This is a genomic window from Tunicatimonas pelagia (assembly GCF_030506325.1).
Classification (GTDB): Bacteria; Bacteroidota; Bacteroidia; order Cytophagales; family Cyclobacteriaceae; genus Tunicatimonas; species Tunicatimonas pelagia.
Genome location: NZ_CP120683.1, coordinates 6,720,725 through 6,736,726 on the forward strand (window position 1 = coordinate 6,720,725; position 16,002 = coordinate 6,736,726).

General features: G+C 48.5%; 15 protein-coding genes. 3 read left to right on the plus strand and 12 right to left on the minus strand.

The window, feature by feature from the left end; translation table 11 throughout:
• Genes P0M28_RS28650 through P0M28_RS28660 form a run of 3 tightly spaced genes read right to left on the minus strand, consistent with a single transcriptional unit; the run spans position 1 to position 4,470 of the window.
• Positions 1 to 2,469, minus strand: a complete 2,469-nt coding sequence (locus tag P0M28_RS28650; RefSeq protein ID WP_302206936.1) for a TonB-dependent receptor — start codon at positions 2,467 to 2,469, stop codon at positions 1 to 3.
• A gap of 56 nt (positions 2,470 to 2,525) precedes the next feature.
• A complete protein-coding gene (tmpT, locus tag P0M28_RS28655; RefSeq protein ID WP_302206937.1) occupies positions 2,526 to 3,182 on the minus strand; it encodes a thiopurine S-methyltransferase in 657 nt (218 codons plus the stop codon).
• A complete protein-coding gene (locus P0M28_RS28660) occupies positions 3,169 to 4,470 on the minus strand; it encodes a PepSY-associated TM helix domain-containing protein (RefSeq protein WP_302206938.1) in 1,302 nt (433 codons plus the stop codon). Before P0M28_RS28660 ends, tmpT begins: the two co-directional genes overlap by 14 nt.
• A gap of 53 nt (positions 4,471 to 4,523) precedes the next feature.
• Between P0M28_RS28660 and P0M28_RS28665 the strand changes: the two genes are divergently transcribed.
• Both P0M28_RS28665 and P0M28_RS28670 read left to right on the plus strand, forming a co-directional pair.
• The gene (locus P0M28_RS28665; RefSeq protein ID WP_302206939.1) at positions 4,524 to 4,796 is read left to right on the plus strand and encodes a hypothetical protein; all 273 of its coding nucleotides are present in this window, start codon (positions 4,524 to 4,526) and stop codon (positions 4,794 to 4,796) included.
• Positions 4,797 to 4,809: 13 nt separating this feature from the next.
• A complete protein-coding gene (locus P0M28_RS28670) occupies positions 4,810 to 5,199 on the plus strand; it encodes a putative toxin-antitoxin system toxin component, PIN family (RefSeq protein ID WP_302206940.1) in 390 nt (129 codons plus the stop codon).
• Between the two features lie 73 nt (positions 5,200 to 5,272).
• Here the strand turns inward: P0M28_RS28670 and P0M28_RS28675 are convergent, their stop codons facing one another.
• From P0M28_RS28675 to P0M28_RS28715, 9 genes are all read right to left on the minus strand, one after another.
• Positions 5,273 to 6,352: a hemin-degrading factor gene (locus P0M28_RS28675; protein ID WP_302206941.1), complete on the minus strand. Its 1,080-nt coding sequence runs from the start codon at positions 6,350 to 6,352 to the stop codon at positions 5,273 to 5,275.
• A complete protein-coding gene (locus P0M28_RS28680; protein ID WP_302206942.1) occupies positions 6,336 to 7,199 on the minus strand; it encodes a heme ABC transporter ATP-binding protein in 864 nt (287 codons plus the stop codon). Before P0M28_RS28680 ends, P0M28_RS28675 begins: the two co-directional genes overlap by 17 nt.
• Positions 7,199 to 8,263 (minus strand): FecCD family ABC transporter permease, encoded by a 1,065-nt coding sequence (locus P0M28_RS28685; RefSeq protein ID WP_302206943.1) that lies wholly within the window; start codon positions 8,261 to 8,263, stop codon positions 7,199 to 7,201. Before P0M28_RS28685 ends, P0M28_RS28680 begins: the two co-directional genes overlap by 1 nt.
• On the minus strand, positions 8,232 to 9,092 hold the full coding sequence (locus P0M28_RS28690; RefSeq protein ID WP_302206944.1) for a heme/hemin ABC transporter substrate-binding protein: 861 nt from the start codon (positions 9,090 to 9,092) through the stop codon (positions 8,232 to 8,234). Before P0M28_RS28690 ends, P0M28_RS28685 begins: the two co-directional genes overlap by 32 nt.
• A 12-nt stretch (positions 9,093 to 9,104) precedes the next feature.
• Positions 9,105 to 9,983, minus strand: coding sequence for a ChaN family lipoprotein (locus P0M28_RS28695; RefSeq protein ID WP_302206945.1), 879 nt, complete (start codon positions 9,981 to 9,983; stop codon positions 9,105 to 9,107).
• Positions 9,980 to 10,312, minus strand: a complete 333-nt coding sequence (locus P0M28_RS28700; protein WP_302206946.1) for a DUF6686 family protein — start codon at positions 10,310 to 10,312, stop codon at positions 9,980 to 9,982. Before P0M28_RS28700 ends, P0M28_RS28695 begins: the two co-directional genes overlap by 4 nt.
• Positions 10,313 to 10,754: 442 nt before the next feature.
• Positions 10,755 to 11,390 carry an HmuY family protein gene (locus tag P0M28_RS28705; RefSeq protein ID WP_302206947.1) on the minus strand — a complete coding sequence of 212 codons (636 nt, stop codon included), beginning with the start codon at positions 11,388 to 11,390 and terminating at the stop codon, positions 10,755 to 10,757.
• Between the two features lie 12 nt (positions 11,391 to 11,402).
• A complete protein-coding gene (locus P0M28_RS28710; protein ID WP_302206948.1) occupies positions 11,403 to 13,739 on the minus strand; it encodes a TonB-dependent receptor in 2,337 nt (778 codons plus the stop codon).
• Between the two features lie 176 nt (positions 13,740 to 13,915).
• A complete protein-coding gene (locus P0M28_RS28715) occupies positions 13,916 to 14,590 on the minus strand; it encodes a LuxR C-terminal-related transcriptional regulator (RefSeq protein ID WP_302206949.1) in 675 nt (224 codons plus the stop codon).
• 285 nt (positions 14,591 to 14,875) lie between these two features.
• Between P0M28_RS28715 and P0M28_RS28720 the strand changes: the two genes are divergently transcribed.
• Entirely contained in the window at positions 14,876 to 15,106 is a 231-nt protein-coding gene (locus tag P0M28_RS28720) for a hypothetical protein (protein WP_302206950.1), read from the plus strand.
• Positions 15,107 to 16,002 lie beyond the last annotated feature (896 nt).

The window sequence follows — 16,002 nt, forward strand, 5'->3', positions numbered from 1 at the left end:
TTAGAAAGTGTAAGAAATAGTAGTAAGCAGATTACGCGGAGCTCCCGGAAAAGCCCGGATGAAATCGTAGCCACCCACCCAATGGGTCTGATCCAGCACATTATTCACGTTTACCTGAATACGAAATTTATCTAACTGATAGTATAGGGCAGCATCTACTACTTCGTAGCCCGGAAACAGTGGTGGGTTTTCACCTTCGGGGACAATAGACCCAAAGCGTTCGGTTACTAGGTTAATACCTACCCCGATACCCAGTCCGGCGAATGCCCCGCGGTCGATTACGTATTTAGTCCACAGATTACCCGTATGCCGGGGTGCATTGGGCTTCTGGCGGTTTTCTTCGGTTTCATCATCGCTCACCTGAATAACTGCCTCGTTAAAGGCGTAGTTGGCAACTATACTCCAGTTGGGTAAAATTTGTCCGGTAATGTCTAACTCTATTCCCTGCGACTGCTCTTCGCCGATCTGCACCTGCCGATCAGGGTTATCAGGATCATTGGCGTTGTAGAGGGCGCCCTCCTGCCGTAATCGGTATATAGCCAACGTAGCACTTAGGCGATCATCCATCCATTGGGTCTTAGCACCGAACTCTATTAGATTACTAATAAGCGGATCGAACGGCCCTCCCGCATCGGGGTCATTTATCACACTAGCCGATTGGGGCTGATAACCTTCTACGTAGGTGCCGTATAAATTTATCCGATCACTAAGCTCGTACACCAGTCCCAAACGCGGAATAAATGCATCCTGGCTTACTCGTTCTTCGTCTTCGGTACGGTAGTCCAGCTCATCAATATAGTACTCCTGTCGTAGGCCGATTAGTACTTGCAGCGGCCCCCAGGTTACTTGGTTCTGTAGGTAGATACCGTGGTTATGCAGTAGGCTTTGCGGAAAAAGCCGGGTATCATACACATAGTCGCTCATATCCCGTATTTGGTTAGCGAAAGGGTCAGTGAGGTCGAAGTGAGGTACGTTGGGAATGGGGTTACCCGCTTCATCTAGGGCAAAAGCATCAGCGTTTTCGGGATCAAAATTACTAGTCCCCGTTCGGTCAGCTAAAAGGTATCGCCGGGCCTGTAACTGTGAGCCACCGGGCTTCAGTGTTTGGCGGAAGTAGTCGTAGCCTACAAGTAATTGATGCTCCAGCGGGCCGGTAGTCAGATCAAGGGTTAAGTAATTATTGAAGTTATCGTTGCTCCAATTACGCCTACGAATGAACGCCTGCATAGCTACTTGTTCAGGGTCAATACCACCATCGCCTAGCGCTGCAAAGCGATTGGCGGCGCGGTGCTCCTGAAGGTCTTCCCGATAGTTAGAGTGCAGATATACGCTATTAAACTTAATTCGGTCGGTAAACTGGTGCTGAAACGATAGGGTAGCGTTGAGGCTCTCTTCCCGCAGGTAGTCGTTAGCTGCATTAAGAGCCTTAGTAATAGGAACCGAAAAGAGGTCACCGTCGCCGAATACTGCTTGCCCTCGGTCTAGGCGTCCGTCTGAGCTTTGGTAAACCACATCTACGTTGAGCCGGGTGGCATCATTGGGGAGAAATGAGAACGACGGGGCTACAATCAGGTTATTATCATACTGTAGGTCGCGAAAGCTGTCAGCGTTTTCGTAGCCTAGGTTGAGGCGGTACAGCAGGGTGCCATCTTCGGTCATTGGTCCGGTGAAGTCAGCCAGGGTACGTAGTGTACCAAAGCTACCTACGGTGGCAGTAATTGATTGTCGGGTTTCATCCAGCGGCTTCTTAGTAACTCGGTTGATGGTGCCCCCCGGTGAAGCATTACCAAATAGGGCAGAGGCTGGCCCCTTGATAACTTCTACTCGCTCAATGTGCGGAATAAGCTGCTGTTTCCAGAAGCTGGTAAACGCCCGCATTCCGTTGATGAGGTTGCCAGAGTTACGTTGTCCGGCCACCCGAAAGCCCCGAATAGTGATGTCGTTGTAGAACGAATACTGATTCACCCCGCTCATATTTTTCACCACATCGTTGACCCGAAAAGCTGCCTGATCGAGAATCAGTTCTTTGGTGACGTAGCTTACCGACTGCGGTACATCTTGCAGTGGCGTAGCCGTCTTGGAGCCTATGAACGATACCTCGTTCTGGTAGGTGGTTTCCTTTCGTCCGGTGATTTCTACTTCCTGTAGCTGAGTAAGGCTCGGCTGTAAGGTGAAATCAAGCTGTAGAGTTTGACCTTCGGTGACATTGACCGAGCGACGTTGGGTCTGGTAGCCCACTCCGGAAATCATAAGCTGATACGATCCGGTGGGAATTTCACCAATTGTAAATTCCCCGTCAGCGTCAGTTACGTTACCCAGCGTAGTACCCCGCAGAGCCGCGTTCAGTCCGGGTATTGGATTATTGTCTTTATCAGTGATGGTGCCTTGTATGGTACCCAAGTTGGTTTGCGCTAACAGTGCTCCGGCACCAAGAAATAGCAGCAGAAACATAAGTATAAATTTGTTCATCGTAGTGTAATTGGTTTGATCAGAAAATGCTTACAGATTGTTATTGAAAATTTTTATTATACTGAGTTGATAGATGTCAAGAGCCACACCTCTTCTTGGGCGGCTATCCTCTTTCTAAGTGGACCGGTCGCTTCGGTGCGGGATAGATGTTTTACTTGGTAGGGTTGAGCGTAGTGTTGCTCAACTTCCTCCTGACTGATTGAGAAAGGCGGCCCGTCCATCTGGTTTTGGTCGTATTCGTAGGTAATTAGCAGTTGCGGAACTGACTCCGCGATTTTCATCAAATGGTCGGAGTAGCGCGACCGGATTTCTTCGGGTAAGGCTACCAAGGCACCCCGGTCGTAAATAGCATCTATTGACCCCAGCATTGAGCCAGACAATTGAAATAGGTCACCCACAAAAATATCCAGGTTTTTGGCGCGGTAGAGGCGTAATTCCCCTTGCTGAATAATTTCCGGCTCGGCATACAGTTCGGCAAATAACTGTTCTACCGCTAACTGGCTTAGCTCCGCTCCGGCTACCGCGTAGCCTTGGGACAGTAGCCAGGCAATATCCCGCGTTTTACCACAGAGCGGTAGAAATACCCGACTTCCTTTTTTTAGGGAAAGCATGGGAAAACACTTAACCAAAAGTGGGTTGGCTTCGCTTTCGTGAAAGCCTATTTCGTTATTTTTCCAGCGGTTGAGCCAGAAGTTAGTGTCAATTATCGTCATTGGTGGATTGTTTTGCAGTGGATTTGGATCGGGTTACCTGCGAACGAGGCTGAACCCTTACTTTATTGTGAGAAACCTTAGGCTTACTTGAGGAGGAGCTAGCCACTACGGGGCGAATGGACTTGGCTTTGGTACCTTGCCTTGGGGCGCGCTTCGGCTTCTTCTTACGCCGACCTAACCAGATGTAAAAACCAGTGATGGGCAGCGAGGCGCAGAACAAGGCAGTCAGGCAAGCCAGTATTTTAGTTGATAGGCCGTAGATACTGCCCACGTGAATAGGGTAGTTGGAATTGCGCCATTTTTCACCCAGTAGCTTATTTTCGTGCTGCCGCCGAAAGTGGATATTACCCGTTTCGGGCTGGTAGAGGTACTGGTCAGACTCCTGCCAACCGGAGCTTCCGTCAAACTCTACGAAGGCCGAGATGCCTCCCTTTTCCACTGACTTGGGTAGATTGAAGTAGATGCGCTGCCAACTAGACCGCTGCTGTTGAGCATCTTGCCAAGCGAGGTTGATCGCTGATTCGGGAGTAGGCCCGAAGCGAACCAGCTCGGGCGGTTTGGCAAAGATTTCCTCCGGATCATTCCCCAGTAAACGATAGATGCCATCGCTCCACCAGTCAAATGTCCAGACCAGTCCGGTAGCTGCCAGAATGGTGATAAACAGGTAACTATAAAACCCACCTACGTTGTGAATGTCGTAGTTCACCCGTCGCCAGCGGGCGTTCCACTTAATCTTCAATCGGTGCCGGAGCACTTTTCGGTTGCGGGGCCACCATAGTACCAGTCCGGTAATCACCATTACCAAAATAATTAGCGTAGCTACGCCCACAATCCAGTGCCCAATAGCGTAGCGGAGTAGCAGGTTTTGGTGCAGGCGACGGGTTAGCTCAATCCAGTTGGTGAGCATATTGACTGTGCCGGTTACCTCACCGGTGTAGGGGTTAACGTATACTTTATCCCAGTACTGGTAGTCGTCCCAAAAAGTCCATCCACCCGCATCCGGGTTGCGCTGGAAGGCGGTAAAAAGGTAGGCTCGTTCAGGCTCGTTAAACACCTCAACTCCGTAGACTTCTTTATCGGGCAAAGCTTTACGGGCTGCGGCAAACAACGCGGCCATAGGTTGCCGGGTAGTTTGCTCTTCCACAAATACATAGTCGCCGTAGTACCAGTCAGTCAGTTCCTCTTCCCACACAAAGATAGCGGCCGCCGTCATGCTGATGACTACCACGAGTCCGGCTAAGAATCCCAGCCAAAGATGAACCTGTCCGATTAGCTTTTTGAAGGTCATATCTTTATCGTTAGGTTTTTCGTAAATGGAGATTAAACAATGAATAGATTGCTATGGAACGAATCGTGATTGAGGTAGACGAGGCTACCGCTCGGAAGTGGGACGCTACTTCCGAAGGGGTAAAGACATCGACTGCCAAAAAGATTAATGAAATACTGAAATTGGCACTGGATAAAAATGGAGAAGATATGACTAGGCTTTTGGATGAGATAAGAGAAAAAGCTGCTTCCCGGGGACTCACTCCTGAAGTCTTTCAGGAAATTATGGAACTTGATGACCAGACGATGAAAAATTTGTTCGGAGAAACATCCGAATTGAAGAAGTGAAATGCTCTTTATCTTGGATACCAACGTTATACTTAGCGGTCTGCTCTTTTCCAACTCCGTTCCTTCCAAGGCTATCAATAGAGCTACAGAATTAGGCACGATTGCCGTTTCAGAGGAAGTAGTTTCGGAGTACCGCGAAGTATTTGCCAGGAAAAAGTTTGATCGCTTCATTGGTGCGGAAGAGCGTAGGCTCTTGTTGAACAATTTCCTGTTAGAGAGCAAGTACTTTGAGATCGAAGAAACTATTACTGAATGTACCGACGCAAAAGATAACAAGTTTTTAGAAGTTGGAGTAGCCGCTTCAGCAGCTTGTTTGGTAACAGGCGACAACGCACTACTGGTGTTGCATCCCTTCCGAACCATTCCCATTCTCAACGCAGCGGACTTCCTTCGGCAATTTTGAGCGAGAAGGATTAGCCCGAAAAATGTATAAATCGAATCGCTGACTACAGTATGGTCTGGCAAACTATCATTCATTATTCAGCAATTTTAGGCAACGTAGCCACTAAATCAGCCCAATCGCTTCGCTGGGGAATGCCGGGTTTACGCAGACCGAAAAACTGGGTAATGAGGTTACGCTGGGCATCAAACAGTTCCACCGCAGTGACAATACCGTCTTCGGTGGGCTTTTTTACCACCCAAGCGGTATCCACCATGTTTAACCGCAGGTGCAGATTAAACTTGGGATCAAGCACATTAAGCCAGCGTTCCACCCCATTGTGTCCGCGCTCCAGCATCCGAATGGTTCGTATCGTATCCTGATGAATCTGGAGATTGCCCCGGTTTCCGGCAAAGATCATAATAGGTAGTTTAGTTTGGGAGGCGCGCTTCAGCATACCTTCTAGGGCTTCCGGATCAATCTGGTAGGTATATTTTTCTACTGCCAGCTCCAGCGCATGGTAGCGATGTACTTGATGCTTGCGTAGCATCGGAAAAAAGTCGTGGGTATCTTTCAGGTTGTCCCAGTCGGCAAGGAATGAGTCCTGATCTACTTCATCGGTATAGGTTTTTTCTTCGGTGCCCGGTACGCTTTGCTCAGCTCCCTGATCATCGTTCCGAAAGTCACGCACGATGGATTGATAGGCATCCTGATTACTTTCTTTTTGCAGGAAAATCTTAGTAACAGCGTCGCCCGCCCGATCAAATACCTGGAGGCTGGTGAGTTCGCGTTCCCCTTTTTTTTGGTGAACCGCAAAAGCCACGTGCCAATTGTTGAAAAATACCCGGGTCTCAATAGGGCCAATAACGGTAGCCATCCGGTGGTCGCCCTTTCCAAAAGCGTTGATCTGGTCGAAGTGACCTTTGTGTTCCAGAATACAAGCATCGTTACGGGTCAGCGACATCACGTAGCCCAGTTCGGGCAGTCGCTTGAGGAAATCAGGCCAGGGGCCCCGCAGGCGGATGCAATCTTGGCTAATGGTAGTGGCCAGTAGCTGAGCTTCACTTGACTCTAGCCGCTTGGCTGCTTCCCGGATGCGTAGGTTAGGTTCTTCTTCTAGTAACTCCTGCCAGGCAGCGCGAATGGTATCGGCTGATTGTTCAAGGGTGTGATTCATAGTGTTGTTTGTTTGCGTTGATTAAAGTTTCTTCTTTGTTGTGGCGAGGTTGTAGTTTAGGAACAACAATCAGTTGCCTCTGATCGCGAATAAGTCTTACCGCGAGCCGTTGCTCTGGATGAGAAAAAGTTTCTTCGACGATGGCCTGCGTAACAACTTCTTCCACTGCTCCATAGGCAATGGTTTCACCCTGCTTCAGAAAAAGAATATCATCGGCGTACTGAATGGCCAAGTTCAGATCGTGCAGAATAGCTAATAAGCCAAAGGGGCGTAAGCATAAGTCTTTCGCCAACCCCAATAATCGCTGCTGCTGCGCCAAGTCCAGGCTGGAAGTAGGTTCATCAAGTAGCAAGTACCGGGGTTGAGATAAAGCCCCTCGGTAGGTTTCCCCCCCGAGTTGCGCCATCACCCGAGCCATCTGCACCCGCTGCTGCTCACCTCCCGAAAGAGTTTGGTACGCTCGTCCCTGGAAAGGGACTAGTCCAGTCAGTCGCATCACTTCGCTTATGATGAGTTGGTTCTCCTGATCCGAAGTACGGTGAGCGAAGCGGCCAACTTCAATCACCTGTTCTACTGTGAAGGGGAAGTTTACCGTCGTGTGTTGCGGTAGCACCGCCCGTACCTGCGATAGCTCCCGGCTAGAGTGATTGGCTAGTAGCCGACCGTTCAGGTGAACCTGCCCCCGGTCGGGTTGATCTTCGCCCGATACGATACGAAGCAATGTGCTCTTTCCGGCTCCGTTCGGTCCCACCACTGCCGTGAACCGTCCGGGCGTAAGGGTAAGCGAACAATTATTGAGTAGTACTTTCTGCCCAATTCGGCGCGATATGTCGGTAGCCCGCAGCATCAGATCAATTGGCGTTTTTGGGTAGCTCGCAGCAGATAGATAAAGAAAGGAGCTCCAACTGCCGCCGTAATGGCACCAATGGGAAGTTCCGCCGGGGAGACGACAGTGCGAGCCAGCATATCGGCCAGCAAGAGTAAGCACGCTCCACCCAGCGCTGAAGCCGGAAGTACCAACCGCTGATCGGAGGTAAAGGCAACCCGGATAATATGGGGTACAACCAAGCCTACAAAACCGATAATGCCGGAGAAAGCCACCGAAACACCTATCGCCAACGCACTGAGTAATACAATAATTAGCTTAACTCGCTCTACCGCCACGCCAGAATGGTACGCCTCCGCTTCGCCTAGTGCAATAGCATTCAGCGGACGGGCCACTGCCAGCAGACCAATAATCGCTAAACCCACTAATGGGGTGAGTACATATAATTTATCCCAGGTGGCGGCACTCAGGTCACCCAGCGTCCAGAAAGTGTACGCCCGTAGCTGGTTGTCGTCAGCGTAAAAAGTAGCTATTCCGATGACAGCCGCAGCTAGAGCCGATATAGCTACTCCGCCCAAAATGAGGTAGGTGATATGCATTCGGTTCGCTGCTTGTCCGATTCGTAAGGTGAAGAAGGTGGCAGCTAATCCTCCCAAAAAGGAGAACAGGGGTAATAACCACGTCTGAGCCCACTCCGCCAGTTGAGGAAATCGGGTGCTGACGAACATGATGACGAAGATGGCTCCTACTGCTGCTCCGCTAGAAATACCGATGATACCGGGCTCCACTAGCGGGTTGCGAAACAAACCCTGTAAGGCAGCTCCACTCAACCCCAAGGCCGCCCCGATAAGTACAGTAAAAAGCAAGCGAGGTAGCCGAATGCTTAGCAGCACAATCTGAGCGGTATCTTCTGTATCAGCTACTATGCCCAGCTTTTGTCCTATGATCCGTAGTACATCGGTCAACGTGATAGAAACAGCTCCTACGACTAACGAACTGAGCAGCACTCCAACAAGCAGTATCGCTAACAGACTAAGCGTTAGGGTTCGAGAATTACTTTTCCGGACGGTCAGTACGCTGGGCATGCTCTTCGGGATGAGTAAGATAAAAGAGTTCACGAGCGGCTTCGGCTACACGAGGTCCCCAGTTGGTCAGTTTGACCCCATTTATGGAAATGATCTGTCGCTGCTTACCAGCAGTGGTTTGGGCTACGCCCGGAATCTCCAGTACCCCGTCAATACCTCCTAAACTTTGCAGTCCCGAATCAAAAAACAAAATGTAGTCAGGGTTGGCCTTAATAAGCGATTCGGTATTGAGCGGTTTGAAACCCTCAATTTTGGGAACGGCATTCTGAGCACCCGCCAGTTCAATGATAGAGAAAGGAGAGTCACTACCACCCACCTGCATACTCCCGGCTCCTCGGGCGTATACTCCTAGTACTTTCGGACGTTGGTCACTACTCTCAACCAGTTGTTTAACTTCCGCCAGTTCCTGCTCCAACTCAGTAATCAGTTCTTGTCCCGCATCTTCCTCGTCTAGGGCTTCGGCAATCACATCAATCCGATCACGGGTACTTTCCCAGGTGCGATCCTGAGTTACCACTTCAGTAGGGATACCCGTAGCGAGCAGTTGCTCTACCAGCGCATCCTTTACGTATTCTTCTTCCAAGATCACCAGATCGGGATTCTGCGAAATGATGCCTTCGGCTCCGATACTGTTTCGGTAGCCAATAGAAGGAAGTCCCTGCAAATGTTCGGGGTAAACGCTAGTACGGTCAGTCGCCACAATTTTATCGCAGTAGCCCAGGGCACAAACAATCTCAGAGGATGAGCTACCCGCCGTCACGATGCGTTGCTGGGCGGCTAGCGGTAAGCTGATAACGATCAGCAGTAGATATATTACGTTCTTTTTCATAGAAATTAGCATTTAGTAAGTCTTAGTCATGTCACTAGGTATACAGATAGTGAAGTCGGCATCGGTTTGATTTTCTTCTACTAGTTCATCAATAGTATCCTGTTCTACCGAATGGATATTCATAATAATTAAGTCCGGTTGGGCTTGCCGTAGGTACCAGGCAATTCCTTCTTTGTCTTGGGAATGATAGCTTCCGTTGACGTGGAACACGGGACGGGGCAACTGCTGAAGTACGAAGTGAGCCATAGTGGCATCTTTCACCGCTTGGGCATGTACTAGGGTTTCAGCCTCTCCGGTATCACCTCCGTGGCTGCTTCCGCCCATCATCGCGAGCATTTCCTGGTAGCTGGATAGTTGCATATCGACGGTGATGGGTAGGGGCGCGACCCACTGCTTCGCTTGATCGGACAGTGAATCTAGTGCAGCCAGACCCTGCCGGTAGACCAGGTTGGCGTAGCGACGGGGAACATTGGAGGCGACCACCGGAATATCATTCGCCTTGGCGAACTCAATCAGCGGTTGGTAGTCGGTAGCGTAGTTGTTCCATACCTTGGCTTCATTCAGCAGGTGCTTCTCCTGAATGGTACCCAGTAAGTACTCATCCAGCACCAGTTGATTATCGGCTTCAAACATCTCCATTGCTAGTACGAGGCTGTCGTGTTCTTGGTGCAGATCGCGGAGCAGTTGCAGTTCCAGCCAGTGGCAAATAGGGTTGTTGTGCAATTCGCCAAATAACACCACATCAGCCTTGGCTAGAGTTCGGAGCATTTTAGCGTAGGAAGTCGGCTTACCCTTTTGGTTGAATAGTTGGTAAGCGGGCAACTGCTGCGCCCAGCTACCGGAGGCTATTAGCCATAAGATACTCAGTACTGTTATTCGTCGGATCATCATTTGTTAGGGTCTAGTACCTGTTGCACTTGAAGTAGTACTTGGGTCTCGGCTAAGGCTTGCCTCAACTGTTCGTACTCGTGGCGGATGAAGGTGAATTGAATATCGCGATGGCAGGTTTGTAGTACGATATTTTTTTCACCTTCCGGAAACAACATCCCGAATTCATCAAAGTCCGTGTTCTGAACATTATGGCAGAAGTTATCGAAATCTTGCGGGGAAAAGCCTGCTAACAAGTTAGCGTAGTACAGACTAATGCGGTGACAGCACTTGCACTGGGCAATGCAAATGCGGTGTGCTTGGTAGAGTACTTGGGGCTGGCAGGGAGGCATATAGTACGTTTTTACGGGTGTGCTTTTGGGTTATATCTTGATAAATGCCCCTACGAAGCCCAACGAAGTTACTCGGTGGGTTCGTAGGGGGCTTCTGGTTTGAGGGTTGATTTTCATCAACAGTACAACCGCCAAACCATTATTTTTGAGTAGTTTTAGTACATTGTAGAGTAGGTATGTTTATATTCTCTTCGCTACGTCGTGGCGAGTCAGCGAAGCCATCTTACCCACACGGCATCCGCTCGCCACGACGGGACAAAAAATTGCCATTTGCTTACTTCACAGTGTATCAGTATCATGTAGTGTAATTCTTGTAGTATATTTTGGTGCCCCGACACCAGGGTTTTACGGTTAACTATATACCCTGGGCGGGGTCTTCAAACTCCGGGTTTTTATCGCTTATCAGTTGAAACTTAGCAGATTCATCCGGAAATAGTTCGTTTTAAAACTCGCGACTGCCCCCTGGTCGTAGTGCGTACTGGAAAGTGAAATGTCCACTTCCGCGAGCCGGAATATTATCAGCAAACTCATCGGTAGAAGTATCGGGATTTCCTTTATACCAGCTTATAATCTCGAGTTTGGCGAAGTTACCTTCGTTAGTACGAAGTACAATTACTCGACCGGGAATAGGAAGAACGGCTCGGGCAGGCCTGGTTTCCGCTGTGTATCGATACCAGCTATTTTCGAATTCTGGCCCCGCAGGAATGGCTAAAGCCGAATCAGCATCCGTTCGATAACCATTTTCCGGAGCTGACCCTATACTTTCAAACACGCCTTCTACTATTTGAGCCTCTACTTGCCCTGATCCGGAAATACCACTATTAACTAGAATGTCGGTATTATCAAAAGCAATATCCCATTCGGTAGTATTAGCTTGGTCGTCAGGCACTATCTGTCCGCTTTCTAAATCGAAGTAGGTAGTGTCACGACCTCTTCGCCGGGTGCCCGTCTCAAGGTCTTCAATTAATACGGTCTCAACTTCCGCAGGGGGAGCAGCCTCTTCGTCTTCCTCACAGCCAGCAAAGACTAACAAAGTACTGAGTAGTCCGAAATAAAATAATGAATGTACGCTTCTCATCGTCAATATAATTTAGAGGTTAGGTTTAACAAAATTCACTTGTAGTCCAGCGAAGAAAGTGCGTCCGGCTAAAGCCGGTTCGAACGGGTTGGTTTGATCCGTCAGATTATTCGCTCCAGCTTCCAGGGTGAGCCAGTCGCCGAAGTGCTTACGGGCCGCTAGGTTCACTAGCCAGTAACCATCGGCGTATTCGCTATCCGCATCTAATACACCACTGCCGTCAAAGTCGCCAACACCCCAGCGGCCCCGGTAGATTCCTCGTAAGGATATGTCAAAGTTGTGGCGAGAATTGGTATAAAATAGCTTAGCATTACCCGAATGGCGCGAGCGGTTGATTAGTCCCCCGTAATCAGCCGTAGTCACCTGCACCGTACGATTATCAGCGTTACGGCGAAAAACCTCACCGTTCTCTACCCGTCGGTAGGCCTCCTTGTCGCGGGTATCCAGGTACTGATAACTGATGCTAAACGCCCAGCTGGGGTAGGGTTCGTAGTCCACTTGGGTTTCTACTCCTTGGGTCAGTACTTCGTCAAAGTTGAAGTAGCTCACAATGTTTTGGTCGTTAGTTTTGATGGCAATCGGCGCGGTATCAATCAGGTTACGAATGTCGTTTCGGAAAAGATTAACTTGCCAGCGGAGTTGGTCGGATCGCTTGAGCCGAACCCCAAGGTTGTAGGCCAATGAGCTTTCGGCTTGAATCTCCTCAACAGTAGCCGGATCAATCAAGACCTGCTTGATTTCCCCCCGCTGCTCGAATTCAGCAAACTCTTCTTCCACAATGCGGGAACCCAGCACACTGTAGCCCACCCGAGCGTTCGTAAAGTTAAGTAGCAACTGTCGGAAGTCAGGTGCTTTGTAGCCACCGCCGAAGGAGGCCTGTAAACTCAACCAGTCTAATGCTTCGTAGCCCACCGCCAGCTTAGGACTGAATCGGTCGGCGTAGTCGCTGTGGATATCGTAGCGCCCCCCGGCCACTACATTCCAACGGGCAGTAGGCTGCCACTGGTACTGAGCGAAACCGTAGGTCGAGTAAAAGCGGTTCACATCGTCGTAACGAGTCGCTTCTACCCGCTCGGTGAGGTGCCCGCCGCCCCCCGTGATGATATGCTGGTCGCTGACGTACCAGTCGTACTGGGCTTCGCTACGCTGAAAAAATTGGTCGAAGGTGGTATAGTTAAAAGTTTGGCCATCGCGCTGGTAGGTTTCGTCCGTTTCAGTTGCATAGCCGGTAATGTAATGCCGTATTTGCATCTTGTGCCGGTCGCTGGGTTGGTATTCCAGAATCGGCAGTACATTCCAGTCGGTAAGTACATTTTTGCTATCTATCCGCTCTAGCATGATGTCTGAACCTGGGGCAACGTCCACATCACCTTCATCCTCGTTACTTTCTTGGTAGAATCGACTACTTATCCGGAGATTTAACCGATCGTTGATACGATACGAAACCTTCGGCCCGAACGTTAGCGCCTCATAAGGGGAGACCGTTTGAGAAACCGTTTCTTCGTTTAGATCATAGCCATCGGAGCGTAGACGGTTAGCAAACATCCGAACCGACAGTCGGTCGTTGCGATAGCCCGCTTCGGCCTGCGTATCCCAAGTACCAAACGAGCGAAATTGTGAGCCCAGCGAGCCATTCCACCCGGGTTCATTACCGCTCGTGATGATATTGACTACTCCAGCCATCGCCTCGCTGCCGTAGAGCGAAGAAGAAGGACCACGAATAATTTCTATTCGCTCAATATTGTTCACCGTTAGGCGGGTTAAGTCAACCGTTCCGGCGGTGCGCCCAATCACGGGTTCCCCGTCAATCAGAATCAGAATATAGTCCGAGTCTAACCCCTGCATCTGCAAGCCCGCCCCGTGGTCGGAGATCATCTGCAAGCCAGTTTGCTCCTGCAATACTTCGTTGAGCCGTAGTGCCCCAATACGCTCAATCTGCTCGCCGGTAATCACCTGAGCGGGTACGGGTACTTCATCAATAGCCCGGGCAGTACGGGTAGCTGTTACGATAACTTCGTCTGCTAGCGCACCTGATGTTTCGGTGAGTTGCACCGATACTTCTTTTACTTCCTGTGACGAGAGTGTAATTGTCTGCTGCTGAGTTTGATAGCCCAAATAGGATATAACTAGGGTATGTTGCCCAACAGGCAATTGGTTTAAGGAATATTGACCATTTAAATCTGTAGCAGTACCCCTCGTGGTGTTTTTTACAATGACTGTCGCCCCAGCCAGTGGCTCCCCGCCTTCATCGGTTATCGTCCCGCGTAGCAACTGAGCCTGAACGGACGTTACGGTCATCCATAGTATAATCAGCAGGCTAATCTGACTAGTAGGTATCAGTTGTGCCATAAGGTTAGGTAAGTGTTACTAATTTTATTTAGACTTATTTTAAATAATATCCAAAGGTAAGGGCGCAACTTATTCGTGTCAATCGCTGGAGCTAGTCTTTTTTAAGTACTACTACTAGGTATACCACTAGCTACTGCTAGGGTGTTTGTGACCGACAGCCTTAGGTAGAGTCAATGCTACGTCTCACGTTTGGTGAGTAGAATTTGATCGTCTTGATAATGAATAATATCTAAATGTAATGATTGGATAATCAGCCCTACGGGTGAGGTGACATTTAGCTTCTTAAGTATGCGTTTGCGGTGGGCATTAATAGTATGAGGACTTAGCGAAAGCTGTTTGGCAATATTTTCAGAAGAGTACTCTTGGGCAATAAGCTGAATAATTTGACGCTCCCGTTTAGTTAGTGAGGCAGCCATTGGATGAACCGGTGAGGTTTGAGTATCAGGATACGTAAGTAAATCGAGCACAGAGTTGCAGAAAAATTTCTGCCCATCGGCCACTGCTTGGAATGCCCGGATGATTTCGTTTCGGCTGCAATCTTTGGTTAAAAAAACAAATACACCCATCTTAATTATCTTAAGTATCCTAGCGTGATTGGTATCAGTGGTTAACACAAAAAACTTGAGTGATGGATACTGCTTTTGCAAGCTACTCAACTTGGCGATGGTAAAACCAGGTAAAAAAAGATAATCTAACACCAGCACATCGGGCGAATATCGCTGTACTTCGGCAGAAACCTTTTCCCAACGGTTAACTGTGCTTACTATCTGAAAAGTTGTCTCACCATTCAGTAAGTACTGAATTCCGGCTGAAGCCAGTTCTTGATTATCCGCCACTAAAACCTGTATCATCTATCTTATTTAGAAGACTTCTAAACTAAGCAACAAAGCCTTAGCATACAAGCACTGCATCATTTTGCTGCTAGTTTATAATCGCGAGTGACTTGCACTTGATAATTAGCTCAAAGCTTGGCGTAACTGATTACCAGCAAAACGAAGATCTACGGTCATTGCTTTGAATTCTTTGTCATATTTTCTTGCTTCATGTATTATGTCTGTTAAATCAAGTAATACATATTCAACTTTACCTGCCGCCACCGCGAGCAAACCCAATGCAACATTCTATCACCTTGCCCTATGTCTATACCGCAACCTGAAAGAAAACGTAACAACGCAGCTAAGCAAAGGTTAGCACTGCCTTATTTTGTTAACTTGCTGAAATTCAGTATGCTGACTGGGCTATTGACTTTGTGCTCTGTAAATTTAGAGGGGCAGACGCTTAATTACTTCTACCACGTTGCTGTTTCCAATGACTATAGTATTAACTCCATTACGGCGATCTTTCAGGATGAGCAGGGCTTCTTGTAGTTCGGAACCCGCGATGGTCTTTTTTGGTATAATGGCATCGAGTTCAAGTGGTCTGAGGCGATCAATCGTTTTCTTCAGGAAGCCGATTATACTGATATTACATCGCTCTTCTTAGACGGTGCTGGAAAGCTCTGGATAGGCGCTGCCGCCGGAATCACTATCTACGATCTGGCGAAAGAAGCGATTATAGAAGAGAACAATCCTTTTGTCAACACGCATCAGGTACTGGCCATTGGTAGCACGGCCGACAGACAGATGTTGATCGGTACCAAGCGTCATTTTTTTGTGCTGGGAAAAGAAGATCAGTTACATCAAGTATATTTATCAGGGGAGTCCCGCGATTCGCTGCACCGTATTCGTACGATCTACCCAACCCCGGAAGGTAACCTTTGCTTAGGATTCTACCTTCCTAATTAATTCTGCTTGTTCCATTTTTTCTAATTTTAAAATCGATGAATCAAAGTTCAGAGACAGGAAGTAAGATTCTTTTAACAAATGTTAAAAAAGGCTGAGTAAGCAGTAGGACAGAATTAAATTGATAATAACCATTTAGATAGAGGGGAAACATAAATGCTGAAAATCCCCCTAGCCCCCTTTTCCAAAGGGGGAACGTATAATGTATTTTTGTCTTAGTGCTTACTTGGTCAAGTTTGCCTACAGCTTTAAAAAAGCGACTGTCGCACAGTAAAATAGCGACTCAATATAACTTTAAAGACTAGCTTACAGAGGAGTCAAATTGTTACATTATCGTGTTTATATTAATCACAAATCGCTGTAATAGCACTTCGCTCAAAAACCGATGAAAATTTGGCAACCGAATTTTCCTCTCTGAGAATTCACTCCGGATCAGGGCGGACTTTTGCCCTGCTTTCTCCCTAATTCTCTATAGCTAACAA